Below are 21,964 nucleotides of genomic sequence, written 5' to 3'. Positions count from 1 at the left end.
TGCTTGCCTTTAAGCTGTCGCCATCCCCGACGCGCGAATCGCCCATGCCCGACGCACTGATCGAACTCAACGACCTCGGCTTCGCCTGGCCCGGCCAGGCCGAGTTGCTGGATATCCCCGCCTTCACCCTGCAACGTGGCGAGAGCCTGTTCCTCAAGGGCCCCAGCGGCAGCGGCAAGACCACCTTGCTCGGCCTGCTCGGCGGCGTGCAGAAGCCCGGCCGCGGCAGCCTCAAGCTGCTCGGCCAGGAGCTGGCCAGCCTGTCCTCCGGCGCCCGCGACCGCTTCCGCGTCGACCACACCGGCTACATCTTCCAGCAGTTCAACCTGCTGCCGTTCCTCTCGGTACGCGAGAACGTCGAGCTGCCCTGCCGCTTCTCCAGGAGCCGCGCACAGCGGGCCAGCGAGCGCCATGGCAGCGTCGATGGTGCCGCCGCGCAACTGCTGGAACATCTGGGGCTGAAGGCCGAGTTGCTGGAGCGCCGCGCCGATTCGCTGTCCATCGGCCAGCAGCAGCGCGTCGCCGCCGCCCGCGCGCTGATCGGCCAGCCGGAGCTGGTGATCGCCGACGAACCGACCTCGGCGCTGGACCACGACGCCCGCGAGGCCTTCCTGCAGTTGCTGTTCGCCGAATGCCGCGCCGCCGGCGCCAGCCTGCTGTTCGTCAGCCACGACCAGAGCCTGTCATCGCTGTTCGACCGTAGTGTCTCGCTGGCAGAACTCAACCGCGCCAGCAAGCCGGTGGAGGTCTGACATGCACCTGATCCGCATCGCCCTGGCCAGCCTGGCCAACCGCCGCTTCACCGCGCTGCTCACTGTGTTCGCCATCGCCCTGTCGGTATGCCTGCTGCTGGCCGTCGAGCGCGTGCGCACCGAAGCGCGCGCCAGTTTCGCCAGCACCATCAGCGGTACCGACCTGATCGTTGGCGCGCGCTCGGGCAGCGTGAACCTGCTGCTGTACTCGGTGTTCCGCATCGGCAACGCCACCAACAACATCCGCTGGGACAGCTTCGAGACGCTGGCCAAACACCCGCAGGTGAAGTGGGCGATCCCGCTGTCGCTGGGTGACTCGCACCGCGGCTACCGAGTGCTGGGTACCGATCCCGGCTACTTCGAGCACTACCGCTATGGTCGTGCGCAGCCGCTGCAACTGGCCCAGGGCAAGCCCTTCGCCGACCTGTTCGAGGTAGTGCTCGGCGCCGAGGTGGCGGAGGCGCTGAAGTACCAGCTCGGCGACCAGATCGTCCTGGCCCACGGCGTCGCCACCGTCAGCCTGACCCAGCACGACGACAAGCCCTTCACCGTGGTCGGCATCCTCGCCCGCACCGGCACGCCGGTGGACCGCACCCTGCACATCTCGCTGGAGGGCATGGAGGCGTTGCACGTCGACTGGCAGAACGGCATGCCGGCGCGCGGCAACGCCAAGGTCTCCGCCGAGCAGGCGCGCGACATGCACCTGCAGCCCAAGGCGATCACCGCCGTGCTGCTCGGCCTGAAGAGCAAGGTCGCCACCTTCGCCGTGCAGCGCCAGGTCAACGAGTTCCGCGGCGAGCCGCTACTGGCGATCCTCCCGGGCGTGGCCCTGCAGGAGCTGTGGAGCCTGATGGGCACGGCCGAGAAGGCGTTGTTCGTGGTCTCGCTGTTCGTCGTGCTGACCGGCCTGATCGGCATGCTCACCGCCATCCTCACCAGCCTCAACGAGCGCCGCCGCGAGATGGCCATCCTGCGCTCGGTGGGCGCGCGGCCCTGGCATATCGCCGGGCTGCTGGTGCTCGAGGCGCTGGTGCTGGCCGCAGCCGGTGCTGCGCTGGGCCTGGCGCTGCTGTATGGCGGCATCGCCGTCAGCCAGGGCTGGGTGCAGGCGCAATATGGCCTGTACCTGCCGTTGGCACTGCCCAGCGCCTATGAGTGGAGCCTGCTCGGCGCTATTCTGGGCGCCGCCCTGCTGATGGGCGCCGTGCCGGCCTGGCGCGCCTATCGGCAGTCGCTGGCCGACGGCCTGTCCATTCGTCTATGAGGTTGCCCATGCGTCATCTGTTGTTCGCCCTGCTACTCGCCATCGCCAGCCCGCTGTGGGCCGCTGACACCCGCGAGCTGACCTGGAGCGAGATGGTCCCTGCGGATGCACCGCCGCAACCGGCGCAGCAGGCGCCGATGCACGACCTGTCGCAACTGGCCGACGCCCTGGCCGCCGAGAGTGCCCCGGCGGCTCAGCAGTCGGCACCGGACGCCCCGGTGGTCAAGGAGCTGGATGGCCAGCGCATCAAGCTGCCCGGCTACATCGTGCCGCTGGACGTGACCGAGGAAGGCCGGGTGACCGAGTTCCTCTTCGTGCCCTACTTCGGCGCCTGCATCCACGTGCCGCCGCCACCGTCCAACCAGATCGTCCACGTCACCAGCGAGCTGGGCGTGCTGATGGATGCGCTGTACCAGCCGTTCTGGATCGAGGGTTCGCTCAAGGTCGGCGCGCACAGCAGCGAGATGGGCACCGCTGGCTACCAGATGGAAGCCGAGAAGATCTATCCCTACGAGATGTAGTGCGACAGGCCGCCGCACCACGGTGTGCGCGGCCATTGAGCCAGGTCAAGAGATCACCCGCGGCGCTCCGTAGCATGACAGTCAGCCAACACACATTGCTGACTCCCTCGGAGCCCCAAGATGAAGAAAACCCTGCTCGCCACCTCCCTGATTGCCCTTGCCCTGGCCGCCCCGCTGGCCCAGGCCCACAAGGCCGGTGACATCATCCTGCGCGCCGGCGCCGTGACCGTCGACCCGCACGAAAGCAGCAGCGACATCTGGGTCGGCGCCCTCAACACCGACGTGGCCGGCACCAAGGCCACCCTGGACAGCGACACCCAGCTGGGCCTGAACTTCGCCTACATGGTCACCGATCACGTCGGCGTCGAACTGCTGGCCGCCACCCCGTTCACCCACAACGTCGGCGTCAAGGGCATGCCCGGCCCGTTCGCCGGTCTCAACGGCAAGCTCGGTGAGCTCAAGCACCTGCCGCCGACCCTGAGCGTGGTGTACTACCCGCTGGACGCCGCCTCGGCCTTCCAGCCCTATGTCGGCGCCGGCATCAACTACACCTGGTTCTTCGATACCGAGCTGACCAGCGAAGCCGAGAACAAGGGCTTCAGCGGCTTCGACCTGGACGACTCCTGGGGCCTGGCCGCGCAAGTCGGCATGGACTACATGCTGACCGACAACGTGATGGTCAACGCCCAGGTGCGCTACATCGACATCGACACCAAGGGCAGCACCAACTACGGCGGCCGCGAGGTCGAGGTGGATGTCGACGTCGACCCGTTCGTCTACATGATCGGCCTGGGCTACAAGTTCTAAGATTCGGCCTGCCTGGACCAACAAAAAGCCCCGCATCTGCGGGGCTTTTTGTTGCGCGGGAGAAGCTGCTATTTGCCCAGCAGATGCGCGAGACCCTGGTTCAGCGGGGTGGCCGGCGCCAGCTGGTAGTGCCGCAGCAACTGAGTGTTATCGGCCTTGGAGTGGCGGATATCGCCAGCCCGCGCCGAGCCGTAGGTCACCTCCGGCAAGCCGCCAAGCACCTGGCCGATGGCCTCCAGCAGCTGATTGAGGCTGACCGACTGGCTGTGCCCGACATTCACCGCCCCGGGCGCGGCCGTTTCCTTCTCCAGCGCCTGCACCAGCAGCGGCACCAGGTCCGCGACATAGAAGAAGTCGCGGGTCTGCTCGCCATCGCCGAACACCGTGATCGGCCGGCCAGCCTGGGCGCGCTCGGTGAAGATGCTGATCACCCCCGAATAGGGCGAGGACGGGTCCTGGCGCGGGCCGAAGATGTTGAAGAAGCGGAAGATCGCCGGCGTGAAGCCGTGCTCGCGGCGATAGAAGTCCAGGTAGTGCTCGCTGGCCAGCTTGTCGGCGGCGTAGGGCGTGAGCGGCGCCTTGGCGGTGTCTTCGGAGACCGCCACACCTTCGCCGTTGTTGCCGTATACCGCGGCACTGGAGGCGAACACCACGCGGCGCACGCCGGCCTCGCGCATGGCCTCGCAGACATTCAGGGTGCCGACGAAGTTGCTCTGGTGGGTGCTCACCGGGTCGTCCACCGAGGCCTGCACCGAGGCCACCGCAGCCAGGTGCACCACCGCACTGCAGCCGGCCATGGCGCGGCGCACCAGGGTGGCGTCGGCGACGTTGCCCTCGATCAGTTCCAAGCGCGGGTCGTGCAGCGCCAAGTTGCTGCGCTTGCCGGTGGACAGGTCGTCCAGCACGCGCACCCGATGACCGGCCGCCAGCAGTGCATCACACAGATGGGAACCGATGAAGCCGGCGCCGCCGGTAACCAGAATCAGAGAGTCGGACATGGGGTTCTCGAAAACGAATCAGACGTGACGATAGTAGCGGCCCAGCAGGGCCGGCAGGCTGGCGCGCCAGGCCCGCGGCTTGATGCCGAAGGTGTGCAGGATCTTCTTGCAGGCCAGCACCGCGTGCTGCGGCTCCTCGGCGGCGTCGGCACGCGCGGCGTGCGCCTGGGCGCCGACTTCCTGCACCTTGAGTGGCTGCAGGCCACGCGCCTCGCCGATCAGCGCCTGGCCCAGGGCCAGCGGCGTGGTGGCCTCGTGGCCGCCGTAGTGATAGACGCCCCACAGCGGGCTCTGGCAGTCCAGCTGCTTGAGCACGGCGAGAATCACCCGCGCGGCATCATCGACCGGGGTCGGGTTGCCGCGCCGGTCGTCGGCCATCAGCAGTTCCTCGCCCTGCTCGGCGCGGCGCAGGAAGCGCCCGAGCAGGCCGTCCTGGCTGTCGTCGAGCAGCCAGCCGAAGCGCAGCAGCACATGGCGCGGGCAGGTGGCGCGCACGCATTGTTCGATACGCAGCAGGGCCTGGCCACGCAGCCCCAGCGGCACTGGCTCGTCCTTCTCGCTGTAGGCGGTAGCGCGCGAGCCGTCGAATACGCGGTAGCTGGAGGGTTGCAGTAGGACGATGTTGTGGTGCTGGCAGAGCTCGGCCAGGCGTTCCATGGCGCGCTCCTGCACAGCGAAACGCGCCGCGTCGAAGGCCTCGGCCTGGAACCAGTCGAAGTAGTAGGCGAGGTTGATCACTGCATCCGGGCGGGTCTCATCGAGCAGCTCGGTCAGGCTGGCGCGGTCCCAGCCGCCTTCTGGCGGGCGCGGCGCGAGGAAGCCGATGTCCTCCTCCGCCCCCTGGCGCACCAAAGCCTGGCCCAGGGCATTGCCCCCTCCCAGCAGTAACAAACGCATTCGCATATCTTAAGAAAGAGCCTCGACTGACCCGACGAAAACCCCGGACGAATCCGGGGCGAAAGGGTCATTCTGCGGGTTTAGTGACGGCTCGTCACTACTAGGGGCTGCTGCCGTTTCGGCGCAAGCCGCGTTGCTGCGAAAAATCTCGCCAGGCTAGGCGTGGGACGCAGGCAATGGTCATTCCCTTGGCAAGTCCCACAACAACGCATGGCGAGATTTTCCGCGCAACCCGCAGGGACGGGCCAGTTTTTGCGCGGAACGTTGTTACTCGACGGCTCATTTGGATCACCAAACTTCGCGTCTCGCGCCTAGCTCCGCGCAAAAACTGGCTCCGTCGCGGTCGCGGCGAAACGGCAGCAGCCCCTATATGACGCTACTGGGTGCCCTTGCGGCGCAGGCTGGCGGGGGTGAAGTAGTTCTCCGGCGGTGGCGTCAGGAGGAACTGGCGTGGCGCCTTCTCGTTGTTGCGCAGGCCGATCACCGTGTAGGTGCGGGCGATCAGGTCGTGGTAGACCAGGTTCACCGGGGTGATGCTGGGCACCTCGTAGGCGTTCTTGCTGAAGGCCAGGTTAACGTGCCACAGCTCTCCGCGGGCATCGTAGTTCTCCACCATCAGGGCGTACCAGCTGTCCTCGTCCAGGTAGAAGCGCCGCTTGGCATGCACGTGGCGCTGGCCAGGGCGCAGCGTGGCCTCGACCACCCACACGCGGTGCATCTCCCAGCGGCTCAGGTCGCTGTTGAGGTGGCCGGGTTTGACCAGCTCGTCGACCTTCAGCCCCGGCTTCTCCATGGCGTAGTTGTGGTAGGGCACCAGCAGGCTCTGCTTGCCGATCAGCTTCCAGTCGTAACGATCGGTGGCGCCGTTGTACATGTCGGTGTCGTCGGCATAAATACCGTCGATCGGCGTGTCGTAGGCCAGGGTCGGCGCGCGGCGCACGCGGCGCTGTCCGGGGTTGTAGATCCACGCCGAACGCGGCTCGGCGACCTGGTCGATGGTCTCGTGCACCAGCAGCGCACGGCCGACGTCGCGCGACGGCGGCAGCAGTTCACTGGCGAAGGAATACAGCATGTTGTCCAGGCTGCCGGCGTCCTTCTTCGGGTTGTAGTAGTTGGACAGCAGCTGGATGCGCTCGCGCAGGATGGAGTAGCTGCCGCTGGTGGTGACCTGGGCGGTTACCGACACCTCGTCGATGTAGCGCCCCTGCCAGCGGGCGATGTGGTTCCAGATCGCCTCGCGGCCGTCCGCCGGGATCGGGAAGGGAATGCCGGCATAGGCATCCTTGAGCCCGTTGCCGCCCTCGGCCAGGGTCGCCTGCTCGGCATTGCGCCGGGTGTTGGCGGCGATGTCGCTGGGCGCGGCGAAGCTGCGATGGCTGGGGTAGACTGGCACCTTGAAGCTCTGCGGGTAGGCCTTGAGCAGTGCCTTCACCCCGGGGCTGAGGTTGGCGTCATCGGCCGCCATGTTCTGCACATCGATGATGCGCAGCGGCTTGTCGCCGGCGAAGGGGTCGACATGGAAGCTGCCAGGGCCGCCATAGCCGGCTGGGGCCTGCAAGCCGCCCCCGGCCTCGGGAATGCCCTTGGCGGCATCGCCCTGGCGCTCAGCGCCGAAGGCGGTCAGGTTGCTACCGAGCTGCGCCGCCTGCTCGGCACTCACCTTGGCCTGGGCCGCCAGCGGCAGCAGCAGACCGAGGGAGAGCAGGACTGAAGAGGCGCACAAAACTGTTCTGGTCATGGTCATGTTCCGCCGTCAGAAGGAATAGGAGACGTTGAAGGCGACGTGGTCGCGGTCGATCAGCGCGTTGTCCTTACGCGCGCCCCAGAACGAGGTGTACGCCAGCTTGCCGGCCAGCTTCTGGCCGTACTTGCCGCCCAGTTCGAGGGTGGCGGACTTGCGCCCCTGGATGAAGTTCTCGTTGAGCGCCGGCGAGGTACCGGACACGTCCTGGCGGAAGGTGATGCCGGGCATCAGGTCGAAGTTGGGCTGCACATCCTGGATCAGGCCGGAGAAGTTCACCGTGTAACCCCAGGCGAAGGAGTCCAGGTAGGCGTAGTTCGGCGTATCCAGCAGGCTGCCGGGGATGTAGTTGAAGGCGGCCTCGGCCAGCAACATCAGGTCATCCATGCCGGCGGTGGGGCCGAAGGTGTGGATGGTGGACAGCGAGCCGGTGAACAGTTCGTCGCGCTTGTACAAGTCGATGTAGCGGCGCGGGTCGTTGGCCGAGCCGTCGCCGAACTCGCCCAGGTCGATGCTGCCGCCACTGGCGCCATTGCCCCCCAGGGCGCCCTCGGCCATCTGTTCCAGCTCGTAGGTCATCGCCGGTTCCAGCGGCGCGTTGGGCCGGTAGGTCAGCTCACCGGCGACGCTGGTGTCGCCCACGGTGCCGGAGACACTGAGGCCGAACAGGCGGATGTCCTCGGGATAGATGAAGTCGTAGTAGGTGCTGTCGAGCAGGGCCAGGCCGTCGACCACCGAGTCCAGGCCCAGGCCGCACAAGCCACTGAACTGGCCGGCCGTGCCGCTGCTGCAGGCAAAGGAATTGCCTTTCTTAACGCTCAGGAACGGCACCTTGCTATGGTAGTTGAGGTAGTAGAGGCTGAACTCGGTGTTGTTCCAGTCCTCCACCAGATAGCGCGTCGCCACGCCGAACTGGCCGTCATCGCGGGCGTCGTGCTCGCGACCGTAGCGGGCGCCGGCGACGATGCCGTTCTCGCCATTGAGCCCCGGCACCAGCTCTGCCAGCGGACCCAGCTCGCCGCGCAGGTCGACCAGCACGCCGTTGCTGCCCTTGCCGAAGTAGTCCTGGTTGTTGAGGAAGGCGCCGGTGGGGATCAGTTCGTGGCCCTTCCACTCCAGGCCGTAGAACGCCTCGACGTTGAGCTGGTCGGTCAGGCCGAACTGACCGGAGATCATGTTGGTCGGCAGCAGCGCGTCCTTGAAGCTGGCGTTGGGCAGCACCACGCGGCCGATATCCACCGGGTTGATCACGTTGAGGCCGTCGGCATAGAAGATGCCCTCGCCCCAGTTGATCACCTGACGGCCGAAACGCAGGCTGACCGGGTGCTCGCCGATGTAGCGGTTGGTGTAGAGGTAGGCGTCGAGCAGGCGCGCGCGATGGCCGGAACGGTTCTTCAGATCGGAGGGATAGCGCTCGTCGCTGTCGGTGTTATGCGTTGCGAAGCCGTCACCCGTGGGATCGTTATCCATGATCTGGGTGTCGTACCAGGCGGTGCCGCGCACGAACATGCCGTCCTGCTCGGTGCGCACATGCAGCTCCGAGGTCAGCTTGAATTCGTTGGAGACAAAGCCGGTGTCGTAGTACTCGCTACCGTCGTTGTTGTTGATGAAGACGTTCTGCCCGCCCTGCTCGATGTGCTCGGGCGAACTGGTGCGGTACACCGAGGTGAACTCGGCGACGCTCTCCAGCGACGTGGTGACATTCGGCCCGGTGTCGATCTCGAACGCCTGGGCCTGTATCCCCCAGATTCCTATCCCAACTGCCAGCGCTATCTTGCTCTTGTTATGCGACATGCTGCTGTCCCCTAGCGGTGATGTGGCGAAACTAGCCGACTTGCAAAAACCTCCATGGGGCCGAGGCGGACAAAAAGAGACGCCGAAAGGGCCCTTGAAACATTTCTACACAGGTGCCGTGCGGCACTCTGCGCAGCACTTGCTACGCCTGCCGGGCAAAGGCCTCGAGGCTGCTGGTGTAAATGAACTGCAGGGTGCGCTTGAGCTGCTGAACCCGCTGTTGGCGCTGCTCGGCCGGCAGGGTCAGGGCCAGCTTGGTCACCGAGCTGCCGCCCTCGCACAGCACCAGCGCCAGGCCCTCGGCCTGCTCCGGATCGACATTCGGATGAGCGCTGAGGATCGCCGTGGCGACCATGCCCGCGGTGGCCAGAGTGTCGGCCTGGTTCAGCTCGCGCAGTTCCGGCGCCGCCGCCACGCAACCCCACACCTCGACGAAGCCCGGATGGCTGATCTGGATCTCCACCATCAGGTCGATCAGCCGCTCGATCAGCAGGCCGGCATCAGCGCTGCTGGCCGGGTCGACGATCAGCTTGAGATCCTCTTCCAGACGCTCGCTGACGCTGCTGGTGTAGCGCTGCCAGACCTCCTTGACGATGGCCAGCTTGGTCGGGAAATACAGGTACAGCGAGGCGATCGGCAGACCGGCCTCGCGGGCGATCTCGCGCATCGATACCGCCTCGTAGCCGCGTGCAGCGATCAGTTCGAGGGCGACCTTGAGGATCGACTCGAAGCGCGCCTGGCTACGCTCCTGCTTGGGAGCACGCGGTGCTTTGGGTTTCACCTCGGGGGTGCTTGACAAGGTTTTGTTGGCCACAGCATTCTCGAAAACATGAGCAATGCTTATGTTTTAGCGCGACTCTCGCAGAATGGAAAGAGGCCGATGCAAACGAGACAAAAATCGTGAGTGAACTGGTACTGGCCGTGGACCTTGGCAGCTCTGGCTGCAAGACCGCCCTGGTCGGCCTGGATGGCCACGTGCGTGCCTTCGCTTTCCGCGCGGTGAGCAACCACCTGCTGCCCGGCGCCGGCGTCGAACAGTGCCCGGAAGACTGGTGGCGCGCCTTCGAGGAAAGCGCCGCCGAGGTGCTGCAGCGCCCCGAGATCACCCGCTCGAACATCGTCGCGCTGGCCTGCTCCTGCCAGGGCGAAGGCACCCTGCCGGTGGACCGCGACGGCAATCCGCTGGCCCGCGCCATGCTGTACATGGACATGCGCGGCCAGGCCGCGGTGCAGCGCCAGGTCGGCGGTGCCCTGCCGCGCGTGGCCGGCTACGACCCGCTCAAGCTGTGGCGCTGGCTGCGCCTCACCGGCGGCGCGCCGGCGCTGTCCGGCAAGGACCCGTTCGGCCACATCGCCTTCATCCGCGAGGAGATGCCGGAGCTGTACGCGCGCACCGACAAGTTCCTCAACGTCCTCGATTTCATGAACCTGCGCCTGACCGGGCGCATCGCCGCCACCGTGGATTCGGCGCTGACCACCTGGGTCACCGACAACCGCGACCCGGCCAACATCCGCTACGACGACGGCCTGCTGCGCCTGGCCGGGCTACGCCGCGAACAGCTGCCGGAGCTGGTGCGCTGCAGCGACATCCTCGGCCCGCTGCGCCCGACCGTGGCCGAGAAGCTCGGCCTGCCCGCCGGTCTGCCGGTGGTGGCCGGTGCGGTGGACAACACCGCATCGGCGCTGGGCTCCGGCGCCGTGGCGGACCACGCCCTGCACCTGTACGTCGGCACCTCGTCCTGGATCGGCGCCCACGTGGCGCAGAAGAAGACCGACGTGTTCAGGCAGATCGCCGCCGTGCCCTGCGCCCTGCCCGACCGCTACCTGATGATGGCCATGCAGTCCGCCGCCGGCGCCAACCTCAGCTTCCTGCGCGACCGCATCCTCTACGCCAAAGATGCCCTGCTGCAGAACGAGGCCGGCCCGGACGTCTACCGCATCCTCGACGAGATCGCCGCTGGCGTGCCGGCCGGTGCCCGCGGCCTGCTCTACCTGCCCTGGCTGATGGGCGAACGCACCCCGGTGGACGACAGCCATCTGCGCGCCGGCCTGCTCAACCTGAGCCTGGAGCATGCCCGCGAAGACATGGTGCGCGCCTTCCTCGAGGGCGTGGCGCTCAACACCCGCTGGATGATGGAATCGGTGCGCAGCTTCCTCGGCACCCGGCCGGACAGCATCACCCTGGTCGGTGGCGGCGGCCAGTCCGATGTGTGGAGCCAGGTCTTCGCCGACGTACTGGACATGACCGTGCTGCAGCCCGAGCAGCCGATCCAGGCCAATGCCCGCGGCGCCGCGTTCCTTGCCGGAGTCGGCATCGGCGCACTGAAGTTTTCCGATCTCGCCGAGCGGGTCGCCATCCGCCGCCGCTTCGAGCCGCAGGCCGCGCACCGCCAGCGCTACACCGACAGCTACGCCACCTTCCGCGCCGCGCACAAAGCGCTGGCGCCCTTCTACGCCAAGCTCCATGGAGACCCACGATGAACGAGCGCGAAGCCCGCGAGGCGGTGGTGCGCACCGCCGTCGCCCTGGCCGACCAGGGCTACCTGGCCGGTGTCGGCGGCAACCTGGCGTTGCGCATCGACGCCGAGCGTTTCGCCGTCACGCCCTCGGCCAGCGACTACTACGCGATGACCGCGGACGACATCTGCGTGCTGCGCCTGGACAACCTCGAGCAGCTCGCAGGTGGCGGCAAGCCCTCGGTGGAGAGCGGCCTGCACGCCCGCGCGCTGCAGGCGCGGCCGGACTGCATGGCCAGCGTGCATACCCACCAGCCGGTGGCCAGCGCCTTCACCCTGCTCGACCGACCATTGCCGATGCACGGTGCCGAGGCGCGCCGGCTGATCGGCGCCGAGGTACCGATGTGCGCCTATGCGCCTTCCGGCACCAGTTGGCTGGCCAGCAATGTCGGCAAGCGCGTGCGCGCCGACCTCAATGCCTACCTGATGCGCAATCACGGCGCCGTCTGCCTCGGCGCCACCCTGGAAGACGCCTGCACCGTGGTGCGGCTGCTGGAGCAGGAAGCCATCGCCTGGTTCCGCCGCGCCCTGGCTGCGCAACCCGATAACCGCCTGTACCGACAGACGCTCGAATTCCTAGAAGAGGATCTGCGATGAACGCCTCCACCGAACTGCCCACCTCCGGCATCAGCCACTGGCCGGATACCGATGCCATCGACGCGCGCCTGAAGACGCTGATCAAGCAGCCGATCCGGCCGATCCGCCGCGAGCACATGGACAAGGTGCTCGGCTACTTCGAGAACAACTGCCGCACCTCCAAGCAGTTGGCCGAGCAGGCCTGCGCGGTCATCCCCGGCGGAGTGCAGCACAACCTGGCGTTCAACTATCCCTTCCCGCTGGCGATGAACAAGGCGGAAGGCGCGCATCTGCAAGACGTCGACGGCAACCGCTACATCGACTTCCTCCAGGCCGGCGGCCCAACCCTGCTCGGCAGCAACGACCCGGTGGTGCAGGAGAAGGTGATCGAGACCCTGCGCGACTGCGGCCCGGTCACCGGCCTGCTGCACGAGTACGAGGTCAAGCTGGCCGAGCAGGTCTGCCGCATGGTGCCGTCGGTGGAGATGTTCCGCATGCTCTCCTCCGGCACCGAATCGGTGATGGGGGCGATCCGCCTGGCCCGCGCTTATACCGGCAAGAAATGGGTGATCAAGATCGGCGGCGCCTACCACGGCTGGAGCGACCAGCTGGTGTACGGCATGCGCATTCCCGGCACCGGCCGGCGCGAGGCCATCGGCATTCCGCGCGGCGCCACTTCGCACACCCAGGAGAGCTTCCCCAACGACCTGGCCGCCATCCGCCGGCGCCTGCAGATCAACCGCCTGCGCGGCGGCACCGCGGCGATCATCGTCGAGCCGCTGGGCCCGGAGAGCGGCACCCGCCCGGCACACCGCGAGTTCAACGCCAACCTGCGCAAGCTGTGCGACGAGTTCGGCGCGCTGCTGATCTTCGACGAGGTGGTCAGCGGCTTCCGCGTCGGCCTGTCCGGTGCCCAGGGCTACTTCAACGTGCTGCCCGACCTGACCATCTTCGGCAAGTGCCTGACCGGCGGCTACCCCATGGCCGGCGGCATCGGCGGGCGTCGCGAGGTGATGATGCTGCTGGCCGGAGGCATCGGCGGCAAGCAGACCAAGCGCGCCTTCGTCGGTGGCACCCTGACCGCCAACCCGCTGTCCTGCGTGGCCGGCTACCACAGCCTGCTGGAAATCGAGCGGCGCAACGCCCCGGCCGTCGCCGGCCGCGCCGGTGACCGCCTGACCGCCGGCCTAGGCCAGATCATCGAACGCCTGGGCCTGCCCTACGTGGTCTACAACCAGGGCTCAGTGGTGCACCTGCAGACTTCCGGCGTGCTGCTGCTCAACGTGCGCAACCCGATCCAGCTGCTGCGCGAGGTCAACCCGCGCAAGCACATGATGGAAGAGATGGGCGCCGCCTACATGGCCCACGGCCTGGTGACCCTGGCCGGCAGCCGCATGTACACCAGCGCGGCCGACACCGATGAAATCATCGACGAGGCGCTGAACCGCTTCGAAGACGTGTTCAAACTGGTATGAACATGCACGACGAACTGCTCCAGGCCAGCCAGCGCCTGGCCGCCAAGGGCCTGTTCAACGACGGTGGCGACAGCCTCTCGCTGCTGCTGCCCGGCACCGGGCGCATCCTGCTGCAGGTCTACGGCGAGGCGCCGCGCGAGGTCGACCTGGGCCAGAGCGAGGATGGCGTGGCCGGCCTGCACGCTCGGCTCTATCGCCTGCGCGGCGACATCGGTGCGGCGGCGCTGCTCAGCCCGCGCTGGAGCCTGCAACTGCAGCAGCTCGGCGAGGCCATGCCGTCGGTGTTCGACGAACAGGCGCGGCATATCGGTCGCTCCTGGGCGCCCGCCACGGTCGAGCGTCTGCCGAGCCTGCTGGCCGGCGGCGGCAACGCCGGGCCACTCGCAGGCCGCCTGCTGGCCTTGGGCGTGACGCGCAACCGCATGCTGTTCAATGCCGAGCTGTTCGAGAAATGCGCCATGGCCTATGTGCTGGCGCGCCTGGGCGGCGAGCGGGTGAAGAAAGTGCCCTGGTGGGTGCGCCTGATCGCCGGCCAGCGCCTGCGCCAGGACCAGGCCCGCGCCGCCGGCAACCATGCCGCTGGCGAGCAGGCCGCCGAGCTGGGCGCCTACTAGCCCGGTGCACTAGGCCGTGCTAACTATGCAAGACCGGCGCGCAGGAGCGCGCCGCATAACAAGAACAAGGCGCCCGCCGCCACTCAACGACTTCCCTGCTGGGAGCGTGTCCATGAAACCCATCGACGATCCGCGTTACTCGGAGGCCTCGGCCCCGCCGCAGATTTCCCGCTTCCTGCTGCAGCACGTAGCCGCCGTCGGCCGCGACCCGGCCATGCTCTGCCGAGGCCTGGGCTTCGAGCCCGACGACCTGAAGAAGCCCGACTATCGCCTGTCCTACCGGCAGAGCTACCTGCTGGTGCGCCGCGCCCTGCACAGCCTGGGCGACAGCGGCCTGGGCCTGGCCGTGGGCCATCGGCAGACCGCCGTATCCTGGGGCCTGGTGGGCATGGCCATGCTGGCCAGCCCGACACTCGGCGAGGCGCTCGACCTCGCCATCCGTTACCAGCGCCACACCGGCGCCCTGCTCGACTGCGAGATGGAGCTGCGCGGCGAACGCTGCCTGGTGTTCGCCACCACGCGCTTCTTCGATCCGGAAGTGGCGGTGTTCTACCTGGAAGAAGCCTTCGCCAGCGCCCAGGCCATCGTCCGCCACCTGTCCGGCCAGGACCTGATCATCGACCGCATCGAGCTGGAATACCCGCGGCCACCACACTGGCAGCGCTACGCGGACATATTCCGCTGCCCGGTGAAGTTCGGTGCCGGGCACAACCTGATCGCCTTCGACGCGAGCTGGCTGCAGCTGCCGCTACCGACCCGCGACGACTACGTGGCCGCCGAGATCGCCGAGCTGCTAGACAGCGCGCGCTGGGAGCAGCACGGCAGCTCCGACCTGATCGAGACCATCCAGCGCGAGGTGCGCAAGAGCCTGTGCCGCCCGCCGCAACTGGCCGAGCTGGCGCAGCAACTCAACCTCGGCGAACGCACGCTGCGCCGGCGCATCGACGAGGCCGGGCTGTCCTACCACGGCATCGTCGACTCCGTGCGCCGGGCCAAGGCCCTGGCTCTGCTCAGCCACCGCGACAGCCGGCTGATCGACGTGGCCAGCGAAACCGGCTTCAGCGACGTGCGCAACTTCCGCCGCGCCTTCAAGCGCTGGACCGGGGTGACGCCACGCACAGCGAAGCAGCGGATCGCTCAGGAGTCCTGATACACCGGCCAGCGCTCGACGATCTTGCCGCCGCGCACGGCCAGCAGATCGCCGAACTGCAGCAACACCGCCTCGCTCTGGGTCGGGCGCAGGAACACCTGGTCGTCCACCGCCAGGCCCACCGCGGGCGAGCCATTGACCAGCTCCTGGTTCGAGCTGCGCCCGTACAGGCCGCTCAGCTGCAGCCCGACCGGCGAAGCCAGGTCGGCCTGCCAGTTGCCTCCATAGATGAAGAAGGTCTCGCGCTGGTTGACGTCCCACCAGGCGAACAACCGCGACTTCTCGTCCAGCGCCGGAATACGCAACGCCCCCGTGCGCTTGAGCACCGGCGTGGCGATATACACCGCCGGCTGATGTTCGGCCAGCGACGGCAGGTCGTAGTGACTGGGCTTGAGCAGGCCGGTGCCGATGGCCACCTCGCTGCTCAGCGTCTCGTGCTCATGGGCGCGGTAGCTGGGACTGCCGGCGGTATTCAGGGTCAGGCCCTCGCGCCACAGCGCCGGGAATTTCTGGCGGGTGAAATCGACATGACCCTGATACAGCGCCATCACCTTGGCCAGCAGTTCGTCCTGGCTGCCCAGCACCGATGGCAGGTTCATGCCGACGAAGGGGTCGTAACCCATGAACCCGGCGAACTCCAGCTGCTGCGGGTTATCCGCAATCAGCTGCAGCAACTGCCCCAGCGTCTGCGTATCGCTGACGCCGCCACGGTGCAGGCCCACATCCAGCTCGATGTTGATGCGCAGCCGCGTACCCAGCCCCCGGGCCAGTTCCAGGTACTGCTGCAGGCGCTCGGGGGTATCGATCAGCCACTGCAGCTGCTTCGCCGGATCGAAGGGGCCGCTGTGCTGCTGGTAGAACAGCTGCGCCGAGCGTACCGGCAGCGGCTTGCCGAGCAGGATGTCGGCCTCGGGGAACAGCCGCGCATCGTGATTGAGGAACGGCTGGTGGAAGGACATCAGCTTGCGGGTGCCGATGCGCTCGCCGATATAGCGCAGCAGACCGGGCGCCGGCAGCGACTTCTCCACCAGGCGCAGCTGCTTGCCGCTACGGGCGAGGAACTGGCGCACCACCTCGATATTGTGATCGAGGCGGTCGAGGTCGATCAGCAGGCTCGGGCGCATCGGCCCGTTGGCCTTGAGCTCCTGGTTCAGCGCCTGGAAGTAGGCATCGTGCGGCTGGCCCCGGTCACCCGGACGCAGCCAGGCAGCGGCCAGCAGACCACCGGCGCCCAGGCCGGCCAGCACTAGAGTGCGTCGCTTCATCGCCGTTCCTTATCCGATGTTGAGGCCGAACAGCCCGGCCAGATGCGCATTGACGAAGCGCCCATGCGGATCGATGTCCCGGCGCAGTTCGGTGAACTCCTTCCAGCGCGGATACAACGCCGCCAGCTGGCGCGCGCCCAGGCTGTGCAGCTTGCCCCAGTGCGGCCGCCCTCCGTACTTCCAGAAGATCGGCTCGATGGCGGCGAAGAAGTCGCGATGGTCCATCGAGTGGTGCTGGTGGATTGACAGCGCGCAACTGTCGCGCCCCTCGAACATGCTCAGGGGGATGTCGTCGGCCTTCACGTAGCGGTACTCGACCGGCATCCAGGTGCGCAGGTTGCCGTCGTCGATGCGCTTGAGGATCTCGCGCAGGCAGGCCGGGCCGTGCTCGGCCGGAACCGAGTACTCCATCTCGTTGAAGCGCACGTTGCGCACGTTGGCGAATATCTCGTAGGACGCGTCCACCCGGTCGTCGAAGCTGGCCAGGTGGCGCATGTTGTTGAGCAGGCTGCGGCGCAGGCCGGGCGAGTCGCTCAGGTGCTTGTCCAGCCCCTCGATGATGTCGATGAAGCCGTTGCCGCCCTCCTCGTCCGGCGGCACCGGCGGCGTGCTCGGGTCCTCGGTCTCGTTCAGCGCCACCGACAGCGCGTAGTCGGAGTGGGTCACCACCAGCATTTCCCAGTGCTGGTTATCGCGCTTGAGGTTGTCGATGTCCTCCAGCAACTCCTCGGTCTTGCCCAGCCACTGGCGCTCACGCAGACGGAAGGCGGCGCGGTTCTGCATGCGCACCTTGGTCACCACGCCCAGCGCGCCGAGGGAGACGCGCGCTGCATTGAACAGCTCGGGGTTCTGCTCGCGGCTGCAGTCGAGCACCTCGCCGGCGGCGCTGACCAGCTGCAAGCCGCAGACGTTGGAGGAGTAGGAGCCGAAGCCGATACCGGTACCGTGGGTCGAGGTAGCAATGGCTCCGGCCAGGGTCTGGTAGTCGGTGTCGGCCATGTTGATCAGCGCCTGGCCGACTTCCTTGAGCGGCGCGCCCATGGTCGACATCGGCGTGCCGCTGCCGAACTCCGCCTGCAGGGTCTGCGCGTCATGCGCCAGCAGCCCGGCGAAGTTGCTCAGCGACAGCAGGGTATCGTCGGTGGGTACCAGCGCACTGAAGGAATGCCCCGAGCCGACCGGGCGGATCTTGCCCGAGGCTTTGCGGATGACCTGCACCAGCTCGTCCAGATTCTTCGGTGCCAGACGCTCCAGCGGCAGGCAGCTCTGCACGCCCGACCAGTTGCGCCAGGGAATGGGGCGCGGCGTTTCTGCGGCCCACAGCGAGCGGCCCGGCAAGGCCAGGCAGGCGCCCAGCAGGCTGGCGCGTTGCAACAGCTGACGACGGGAGACCATATCAGTGGCCCTCCGCAGGCTGCGGCGCGGCGGCCATGAACTCGATCAGCGCGCGGAAGTCCGGCTCCGTGCATTGCATGCACAGTCCCAGCGGCGGCATGCCCTGGAAGCCGTTGATGCTGTGGTCCAGCAGGGTATCCATGCCCTTCTCCAGGCGCGGTTCCCAGGCCAGGGTATCGCCGGTCAGCGGCGCGCCGGCGGCCGGGTTGGCATGGCACTGCTTGCAGCTGGCGCCGTACAGCTGCGCCAGCGCCGCATCCTGCGGCACGCCCTGCCCGGCGGCGGCTTGCGCCTGCGGCGCATCGTCACCGCCACAACCGGCCAGCAGCGCGCCCAGCCCCAGCACCATGGCCCAACCGCGCCAACCCCTGTTTCGCCCTGCCTGCATAGTCCTCTCCGAGTCTCAGCTCATCTCGATAGCGCCACACTAAAGCAGCGACGCATGGCGTATGAGGTCTCAAACGGCCAGCCAGGAACCGGTAAACGGCCAACACCCGATGCGCTCACAACGTCGCGACAGAAGCAGTCGACTGGCCGTTGCTGCCCTCTTTCGCGGCCATCGCTCCCCTGCCGGAGCGGCATCGGCTTGGCTAACGTGAATGCATCGCCAACACCCCGAGCGGAGCGCCCCGTGAGCACAGCGAACGACATCCAGGATTGCGGCGATGCCGTGTGCATCATCGGCGCCGGCCCCGGCGGCCTGTGCATGGCCCGCGCGCTGAAGCGCCAGGGTCTGGCCTACGAACAGTTCGAACGCCACAGCGACGTCGGCGGCGTGTGGGACATAACCAATCCGGGCACGCCGATGTACGAGTCCGCGCACTTCATCTCCTCGCGCGACCTCTCGGGCTTCCTCGACTTCCCCATGCCTAAGCACTTCCCCGACTACCCGAGCCACCGGCAGATCCTCGAGTACGTCCGCGCCTTCGCCCAGGCCTTTGACCTGTATGCCGGCATCCGCCTGAACACCGCGGTGAGCAAGGTGGAAAAGCGTGACGACGGCCGCTGGTTGGTCACCCTCGGCAACGGCGAACGGCGCAGCTACCGCGCAGTGGTCTGCGCCACCGGCTGCAACTGGGACCCGAACATGCCGGCCATCAAGGGCCAGTTCAACGGCGAGATCCGCCACTCGGCGACCTACAAGAAGGCCGCCGAATTCAGCGGCAAGCGCGTGCTGATCATCGGCGCCGGCAACTCCGGAGCGGACATCGCCTGCGACGCGGCCACCCATGCCGACAAAGCCTTTATCAGCCTGCGCCGCGGCTACCACTTCATCCCCAAACACCTATTCGGCCTGCCGTCCGACGAGGTCAGCGAGAAGGGCCCGCAGCTGCCGATCTGGCTGGTGCGGCCGATCTTCCAGGCGCTCCTGCGGGTGATCAACGGCGACCTGACCCGCTTCGGTCTGCCCAGACCGGACCACAAACTGTTCGAAAGCCACCCGCTGCTGAACACCCAGCTGCTGCACTACCTGCAACACGGCGACATCCAGGCCAAGCCCGATCTCGACCACTTCGACGGCGACCATGCGGTGTTCAAGGACGGCAGCCGCGAACGCATCGACCTGGCGCTCTACGCCACCGGCTACCAGTGGAGCTGCAAGTACGCCGCCGACTACTTCGAATGGAAGAGCGGACGCCCGCAGCTGTACCTGTCGATCTTCAGCCGCCAGCACCACAACCTGTTCGGCATCGGCTACCTGGAAACCAACTCCAGCGCCTACAAGCTGTTCGACAACGAGGCCCACGCCATCGCCAGCTACCTGCGCGACCAGCTGCAGCGCCCGGAGCAGGCGCGGCAGTTCGAGCAGTTGATCGCCACGGATGATCCGGACCTTTCGGGCGGCATCGACTTCGTCAAATCCCAGCGCCACGAGGTGTACCTGGAGGTGCACGCGCTGAAGACCCACCTGCGCAAACTGCGCCGGCAGATGGGCTGGGGTGAGCTGGACGAGGGCTACTACGCCAGCCTGCGCCGACCTACCGACTTCCCTTCCGCTGCGCTGCATGCGCAGCCGGTTGGGTGAACGGCGCCAATCAGAGCGCCGCTCTGATCAGGTACGGAACACACCCAGCCCGCCCTTCAGCGCGCGGGCGGTGTCGCCCAGCTCGGCGGCGGAGCGGTTGATTTCGTCGACGTCCTGGCGGGTGTGCTCGAAGGCGTCGCGCATGCCGCCGAGGCGGCCGGACATGTCGGCCACGGCGTGCTGGATTTCCTCGCTGCTGGCCAGCGCCTGGTCCACCGTGTTGCTGACCTGGCCCATCTGCTGCACCAGCGCATCGAGTGCCTCCAGCGCCTCGTCGGCGTCGCCGGCCAGGGCGCGGGAGCGCTCGGCGGTGCTGCCCATGCGCTGGGCGATGACGCGGATCGCGCCGGTGACCTTGTCGATCACCTGGTGCGCATCGCCGAGCACCGCCTGGGTCTGGCTGGCCAGCTTGCGTACCTCGTCCGCCACCACGGCGAAACCACGCCCGGCCTCACCGGCGCGGGCGGCCTCGATGGCGGCGTTGAGCGCCAGCAGGTTGGTCTGGTCGGAGATGCCGGCGATCATCTGCAGCACCTGGCCGATCTGCTCGGCCTCGCGGCTGAGCCCGTCGAGGTCGGTGGCCAGCTCGACGTTGGCCGAGGTGCTGCCGTGCACATCGCCGATCAGCCGCTGCAGCTCGTGGTGAGCGCGGCTCATCTCGCCGCTGGCGCGTTCCAGGTTGGCGCGCACGGCGCCGGCCAGGCTGGAGGAATGCCCGGCCGCGTGCTGGATCGACTGGCCGTGCTGGTCGACATCGGCCAACTGGCTGGCGGCCTGCTGGATCTGCCGGGTGATGTCGTCGGCGCGCAGCAGGAAGGTGTCGGCCAGTTGCTGGTTGCTGTCGGCCATGCCGGAGGCGCCGGACAGGGTCTGGCGCAGGTCGTGCAGCAGGCCCGACAGACGCTCGCCCATCTGCCCCAGTTCGTCGCCGCTGACCAGCGCGATCGGCCGCGACAGGTCGCGGTTGTCGGCGATGCGGTTGAGCTGGCCGGTGAGCTGGAGGATGCCATGCACCAGCATGCGCGCCGCCAGCCAGGACAGCAGCAGGCCGACGCCGAGGGTGGCCGCGCCGATCAGCAGCAGGCTTTGCAGGCCGTCGCTGATGGCCTGGTCGAGGCTGTCCAGGGTGACGTCCACACCGACCACGAAGGGCTGGCCGCCGGCGGTGCGCAGCGGCAGGAAGATCGAGCGGAAGCTGCCGTAGCTGTCGGTGTATTCGTCGAACTGCACCTGGTTGCTGCGTGCGGCGGCAGTCACTGCCGGGCTGGCATCGGAGTAGTGCTCCAGGTGCTTGGCGTATTCGCCGGCGGCGATGTCATCGGGGCTGGCGCCGTCGGAGAGGTAGTACACCTGGCCGGAGCCATCCACCATCATGGTGTAGGCGTACTTGAGGTCCACCTCGGAGGCGTATTCGCCGAGGTTGTGCACCTGGCCGAGGTATTCGCCCTCCTTGAGGCCATCGGCGCTGCGCGCGCGCTCCAGGTAGTCGTCACCGAGCAGGCGCGGCACGGCATGCGCGGCAGCACGCAGGCGGTTGTCCATCTGCGCACGGATGTCCTGGGACTTGGCGTATTGGGCGTAGCTGATGAAGGCGGCGATGCTGATCAGGTTGACCAGGGTGAAAGCCAGCAAAAGCTTGGTTTGCAGGCTGAGGTTGCGCAGCGGCATGACGGCAGTTCCATCCGATGGTAAAGGGCCGCGACTGGCGGCGGCCTCCCTACTGTGGCGGTTGTCGTCAGGAAATCTTTAGTGGCCAATTGCCTGACAACCCGCGGGGCCGCCATGCCGCAGCGCGTAGTCTCAGACCGCCAGCGCCTCGCGACGCTGCTTCTGCATCAGCTCCTGCTTGCGCTTGTGCACCAGCAGGCGCGAGGCGGTGACGTGAATCGGGTTGCCGGTGAAGGTCGGCAGGTCGCGCAGGCCCCAGCGGTCGCCGTCGTCCTTGTCGATGCTCTGACCGTTGGCCAGCTTGAGGCTCAGGGTCACATCGAAGATCAGCTCACGCACGCTGTCGCGGTTGAAGATCGCGGCGCTGTCGATGGCCTTGCTCAGCGGCACCTCGTTCGGCTTGCGCAGCGTCAGCAGCAACATGCCATCCGGGCGCGGAGCGATCGAAACCTTGTGGGCTGGAAAGGCGTCGAAGAATTCCTTGATTGCGAGTTGCATCGTTCTT

General features: G+C 67.4%; 20 protein-coding genes. 10 read left to right on the top strand and 10 right to left on the bottom strand.

The window, feature by feature from the left end; genetic code table 11:
- Positions 1–44 precede the first annotated feature (44 nt).
- From PTT45_RS16505 to PTT45_RS16490, 4 genes are all read left to right on the top strand, one after another.
- Entirely contained in the window at positions 45–752 is a 708-nt protein-coding gene (locus tag PTT45_RS16505) for an ABC transporter ATP-binding protein (protein ID WP_273814710.1), read from the top strand.
- 1 nt (position 753) lies between these two features.
- Positions 754–2,016, top strand: coding sequence for an ABC transporter permease (locus tag PTT45_RS16500; RefSeq protein WP_273814708.1), 1,263 nt, complete (start codon positions 754–756; stop codon positions 2,014–2,016).
- Between the two features lie 8 nt (positions 2,017–2,024).
- Positions 2,025–2,537 carry a DUF3299 domain-containing protein gene (locus PTT45_RS16495; RefSeq protein WP_273814706.1) on the top strand — a complete coding sequence of 171 codons (513 nt, stop codon included), beginning with the start codon at positions 2,025–2,027 and terminating at the stop codon, positions 2,535–2,537.
- Between the two features lie 120 nt (positions 2,538–2,657).
- Complete coding sequence (locus tag PTT45_RS16490; protein ID WP_043310350.1) at positions 2,658–3,344, top strand: OmpW/AlkL family protein; 687 nt, start codon at positions 2,658–2,660, stop codon at positions 3,342–3,344.
- 68 nt (positions 3,345–3,412) lie between these two features.
- On the opposite strand, the gene PTT45_RS16485 is transcribed toward PTT45_RS16490, so the two are convergent.
- From PTT45_RS16485 to PTT45_RS16465, 5 genes are all read right to left on the bottom strand, one after another.
- Positions 3,413–4,342 carry an NAD-dependent epimerase/dehydratase family protein gene (locus tag PTT45_RS16485; protein ID WP_273814704.1) on the bottom strand — a complete coding sequence of 310 codons (930 nt, stop codon included), beginning with the start codon at positions 4,340–4,342 and terminating at the stop codon, positions 3,413–3,415.
- A gap of 18 nt (positions 4,343–4,360) precedes the next feature.
- Positions 4,361–5,245 (bottom strand): sugar nucleotide-binding protein, encoded by an 885-nt coding sequence (locus PTT45_RS16480; RefSeq protein WP_273814702.1) that lies wholly within the window; start codon positions 5,243–5,245, stop codon positions 4,361–4,363.
- 370 nt (positions 5,246–5,615) lie between these two features.
- On the bottom strand, positions 5,616–6,983 hold the full coding sequence (locus tag PTT45_RS16475; protein ID WP_273814700.1) for a DUF1329 domain-containing protein: 1,368 nt from the start codon (positions 6,981–6,983) through the stop codon (positions 5,616–5,618).
- A 9-nt stretch (positions 6,984–6,992) separates the two neighbouring features.
- Positions 6,993–8,774 (bottom strand): DUF1302 domain-containing protein, encoded by a 1,782-nt coding sequence (locus tag PTT45_RS16470; protein ID WP_273814699.1) that lies wholly within the window; start codon positions 8,772–8,774, stop codon positions 6,993–6,995.
- 142 nt (positions 8,775–8,916) lie between these two features.
- The gene (locus tag PTT45_RS16465) at positions 8,917–9,555 is read right to left on the bottom strand and encodes a TetR/AcrR family transcriptional regulator (protein WP_273814697.1); all 639 of its coding nucleotides are present in this window, start codon (positions 9,553–9,555) and stop codon (positions 8,917–8,919) included.
- 119 nt (positions 9,556–9,674) lie between these two features.
- Between PTT45_RS16465 and PTT45_RS16460 the strand changes: the two genes are divergently transcribed.
- From PTT45_RS16460 to PTT45_RS16440, 5 genes are all read left to right on the top strand, one after another.
- A complete protein-coding gene (locus PTT45_RS16460; protein WP_273814695.1) occupies positions 9,675–11,255 on the top strand; it encodes a xylulokinase in 1,581 nt (526 codons plus the stop codon).
- Complete coding sequence (locus PTT45_RS16455) at positions 11,252–11,887, top strand: class II aldolase/adducin family protein (RefSeq protein WP_273814693.1); 636 nt, start codon at positions 11,252–11,254, stop codon at positions 11,885–11,887. Before PTT45_RS16460 ends, PTT45_RS16455 begins: the two co-directional genes overlap by 4 nt.
- Positions 11,884–13,341, top strand: a complete 1,458-nt coding sequence (locus PTT45_RS16450) for an aspartate aminotransferase family protein (RefSeq protein ID WP_273814692.1) — start codon at positions 11,884–11,886, stop codon at positions 13,339–13,341. The genes PTT45_RS16455 and PTT45_RS16450 overlap by 4 nt, the downstream gene beginning before the upstream one ends.
- Before the next feature lie 2 nt (positions 13,342–13,343).
- Complete coding sequence (locus PTT45_RS16445) at positions 13,344–13,955, top strand: hypothetical protein (protein WP_273814691.1); 612 nt, start codon at positions 13,344–13,346, stop codon at positions 13,953–13,955.
- A 112-nt stretch (positions 13,956–14,067) separates the two neighbouring features.
- Positions 14,068–15,105: an AraC family transcriptional regulator gene (locus tag PTT45_RS16440; protein WP_273814690.1), complete on the top strand. Its 1,038-nt coding sequence runs from the start codon at positions 14,068–14,070 to the stop codon at positions 15,103–15,105.
- On the opposite strand, the gene PTT45_RS16435 is transcribed toward PTT45_RS16440, so the two are convergent.
- The 3 genes from PTT45_RS16435 to PTT45_RS16425 form a co-directional block, all read right to left on the bottom strand.
- Positions 15,093–16,307, bottom strand: coding sequence for a DSD1 family PLP-dependent enzyme (locus PTT45_RS16435; RefSeq protein ID WP_273815258.1), 1,215 nt, complete (start codon positions 16,305–16,307; stop codon positions 15,093–15,095). The genes PTT45_RS16440 and PTT45_RS16435 overlap by 13 nt on opposite strands.
- 72 nt (positions 16,308–16,379) lie before the next feature.
- Positions 16,380–17,765, bottom strand: a complete 1,386-nt coding sequence (locus PTT45_RS16430; RefSeq protein WP_273814688.1) for a D-arabinono-1,4-lactone oxidase — start codon at positions 17,763–17,765, stop codon at positions 16,380–16,382.
- A 1-nt stretch (position 17,766) separates the two neighbouring features.
- Positions 17,767–18,153, bottom strand: coding sequence for a c-type cytochrome (locus PTT45_RS16425; RefSeq protein WP_443218202.1), 387 nt, complete (start codon positions 18,151–18,153; stop codon positions 17,767–17,769).
- A 243-nt stretch (positions 18,154–18,396) separates the two neighbouring features.
- On the opposite strand from PTT45_RS16425, the gene PTT45_RS16420 reads away from it, so the two are divergent.
- Positions 18,397–19,791 carry a flavin-containing monooxygenase gene (locus tag PTT45_RS16420; RefSeq protein WP_273814684.1) on the top strand — a complete coding sequence of 465 codons (1,395 nt, stop codon included), beginning with the start codon at positions 18,397–18,399 and terminating at the stop codon, positions 19,789–19,791.
- Between the two features lie 27 nt (positions 19,792–19,818).
- On the opposite strand, the gene PTT45_RS16415 is transcribed toward PTT45_RS16420, so the two are convergent.
- Together PTT45_RS16415 and PTT45_RS16410 are read right to left on the bottom strand one after the other, a co-directional pair.
- Positions 19,819–21,459 (bottom strand): methyl-accepting chemotaxis protein, encoded by a 1,641-nt coding sequence (locus PTT45_RS16415; RefSeq protein ID WP_273814683.1) that lies wholly within the window; start codon positions 21,457–21,459, stop codon positions 19,819–19,821.
- A 132-nt stretch (positions 21,460–21,591) separates the two neighbouring features.
- Complete coding sequence (locus tag PTT45_RS16410) at positions 21,592–21,957, bottom strand: hypothetical protein (RefSeq protein WP_273814682.1); 366 nt, start codon at positions 21,955–21,957, stop codon at positions 21,592–21,594.
- Positions 21,958–21,964: the final 7 nt, after the last annotated feature.

Source organism: Pseudomonas sp. Gutcm_11s (assembly GCF_028649395.1).
GTDB lineage: Bacteria > Pseudomonadota > Gammaproteobacteria > Pseudomonadales > Pseudomonadaceae > Aquipseudomonas.
The sequence above is the reverse complement of the archived record's forward strand: the minus strand, read 5'-3'. Positions and strand labels throughout refer to the sequence as shown.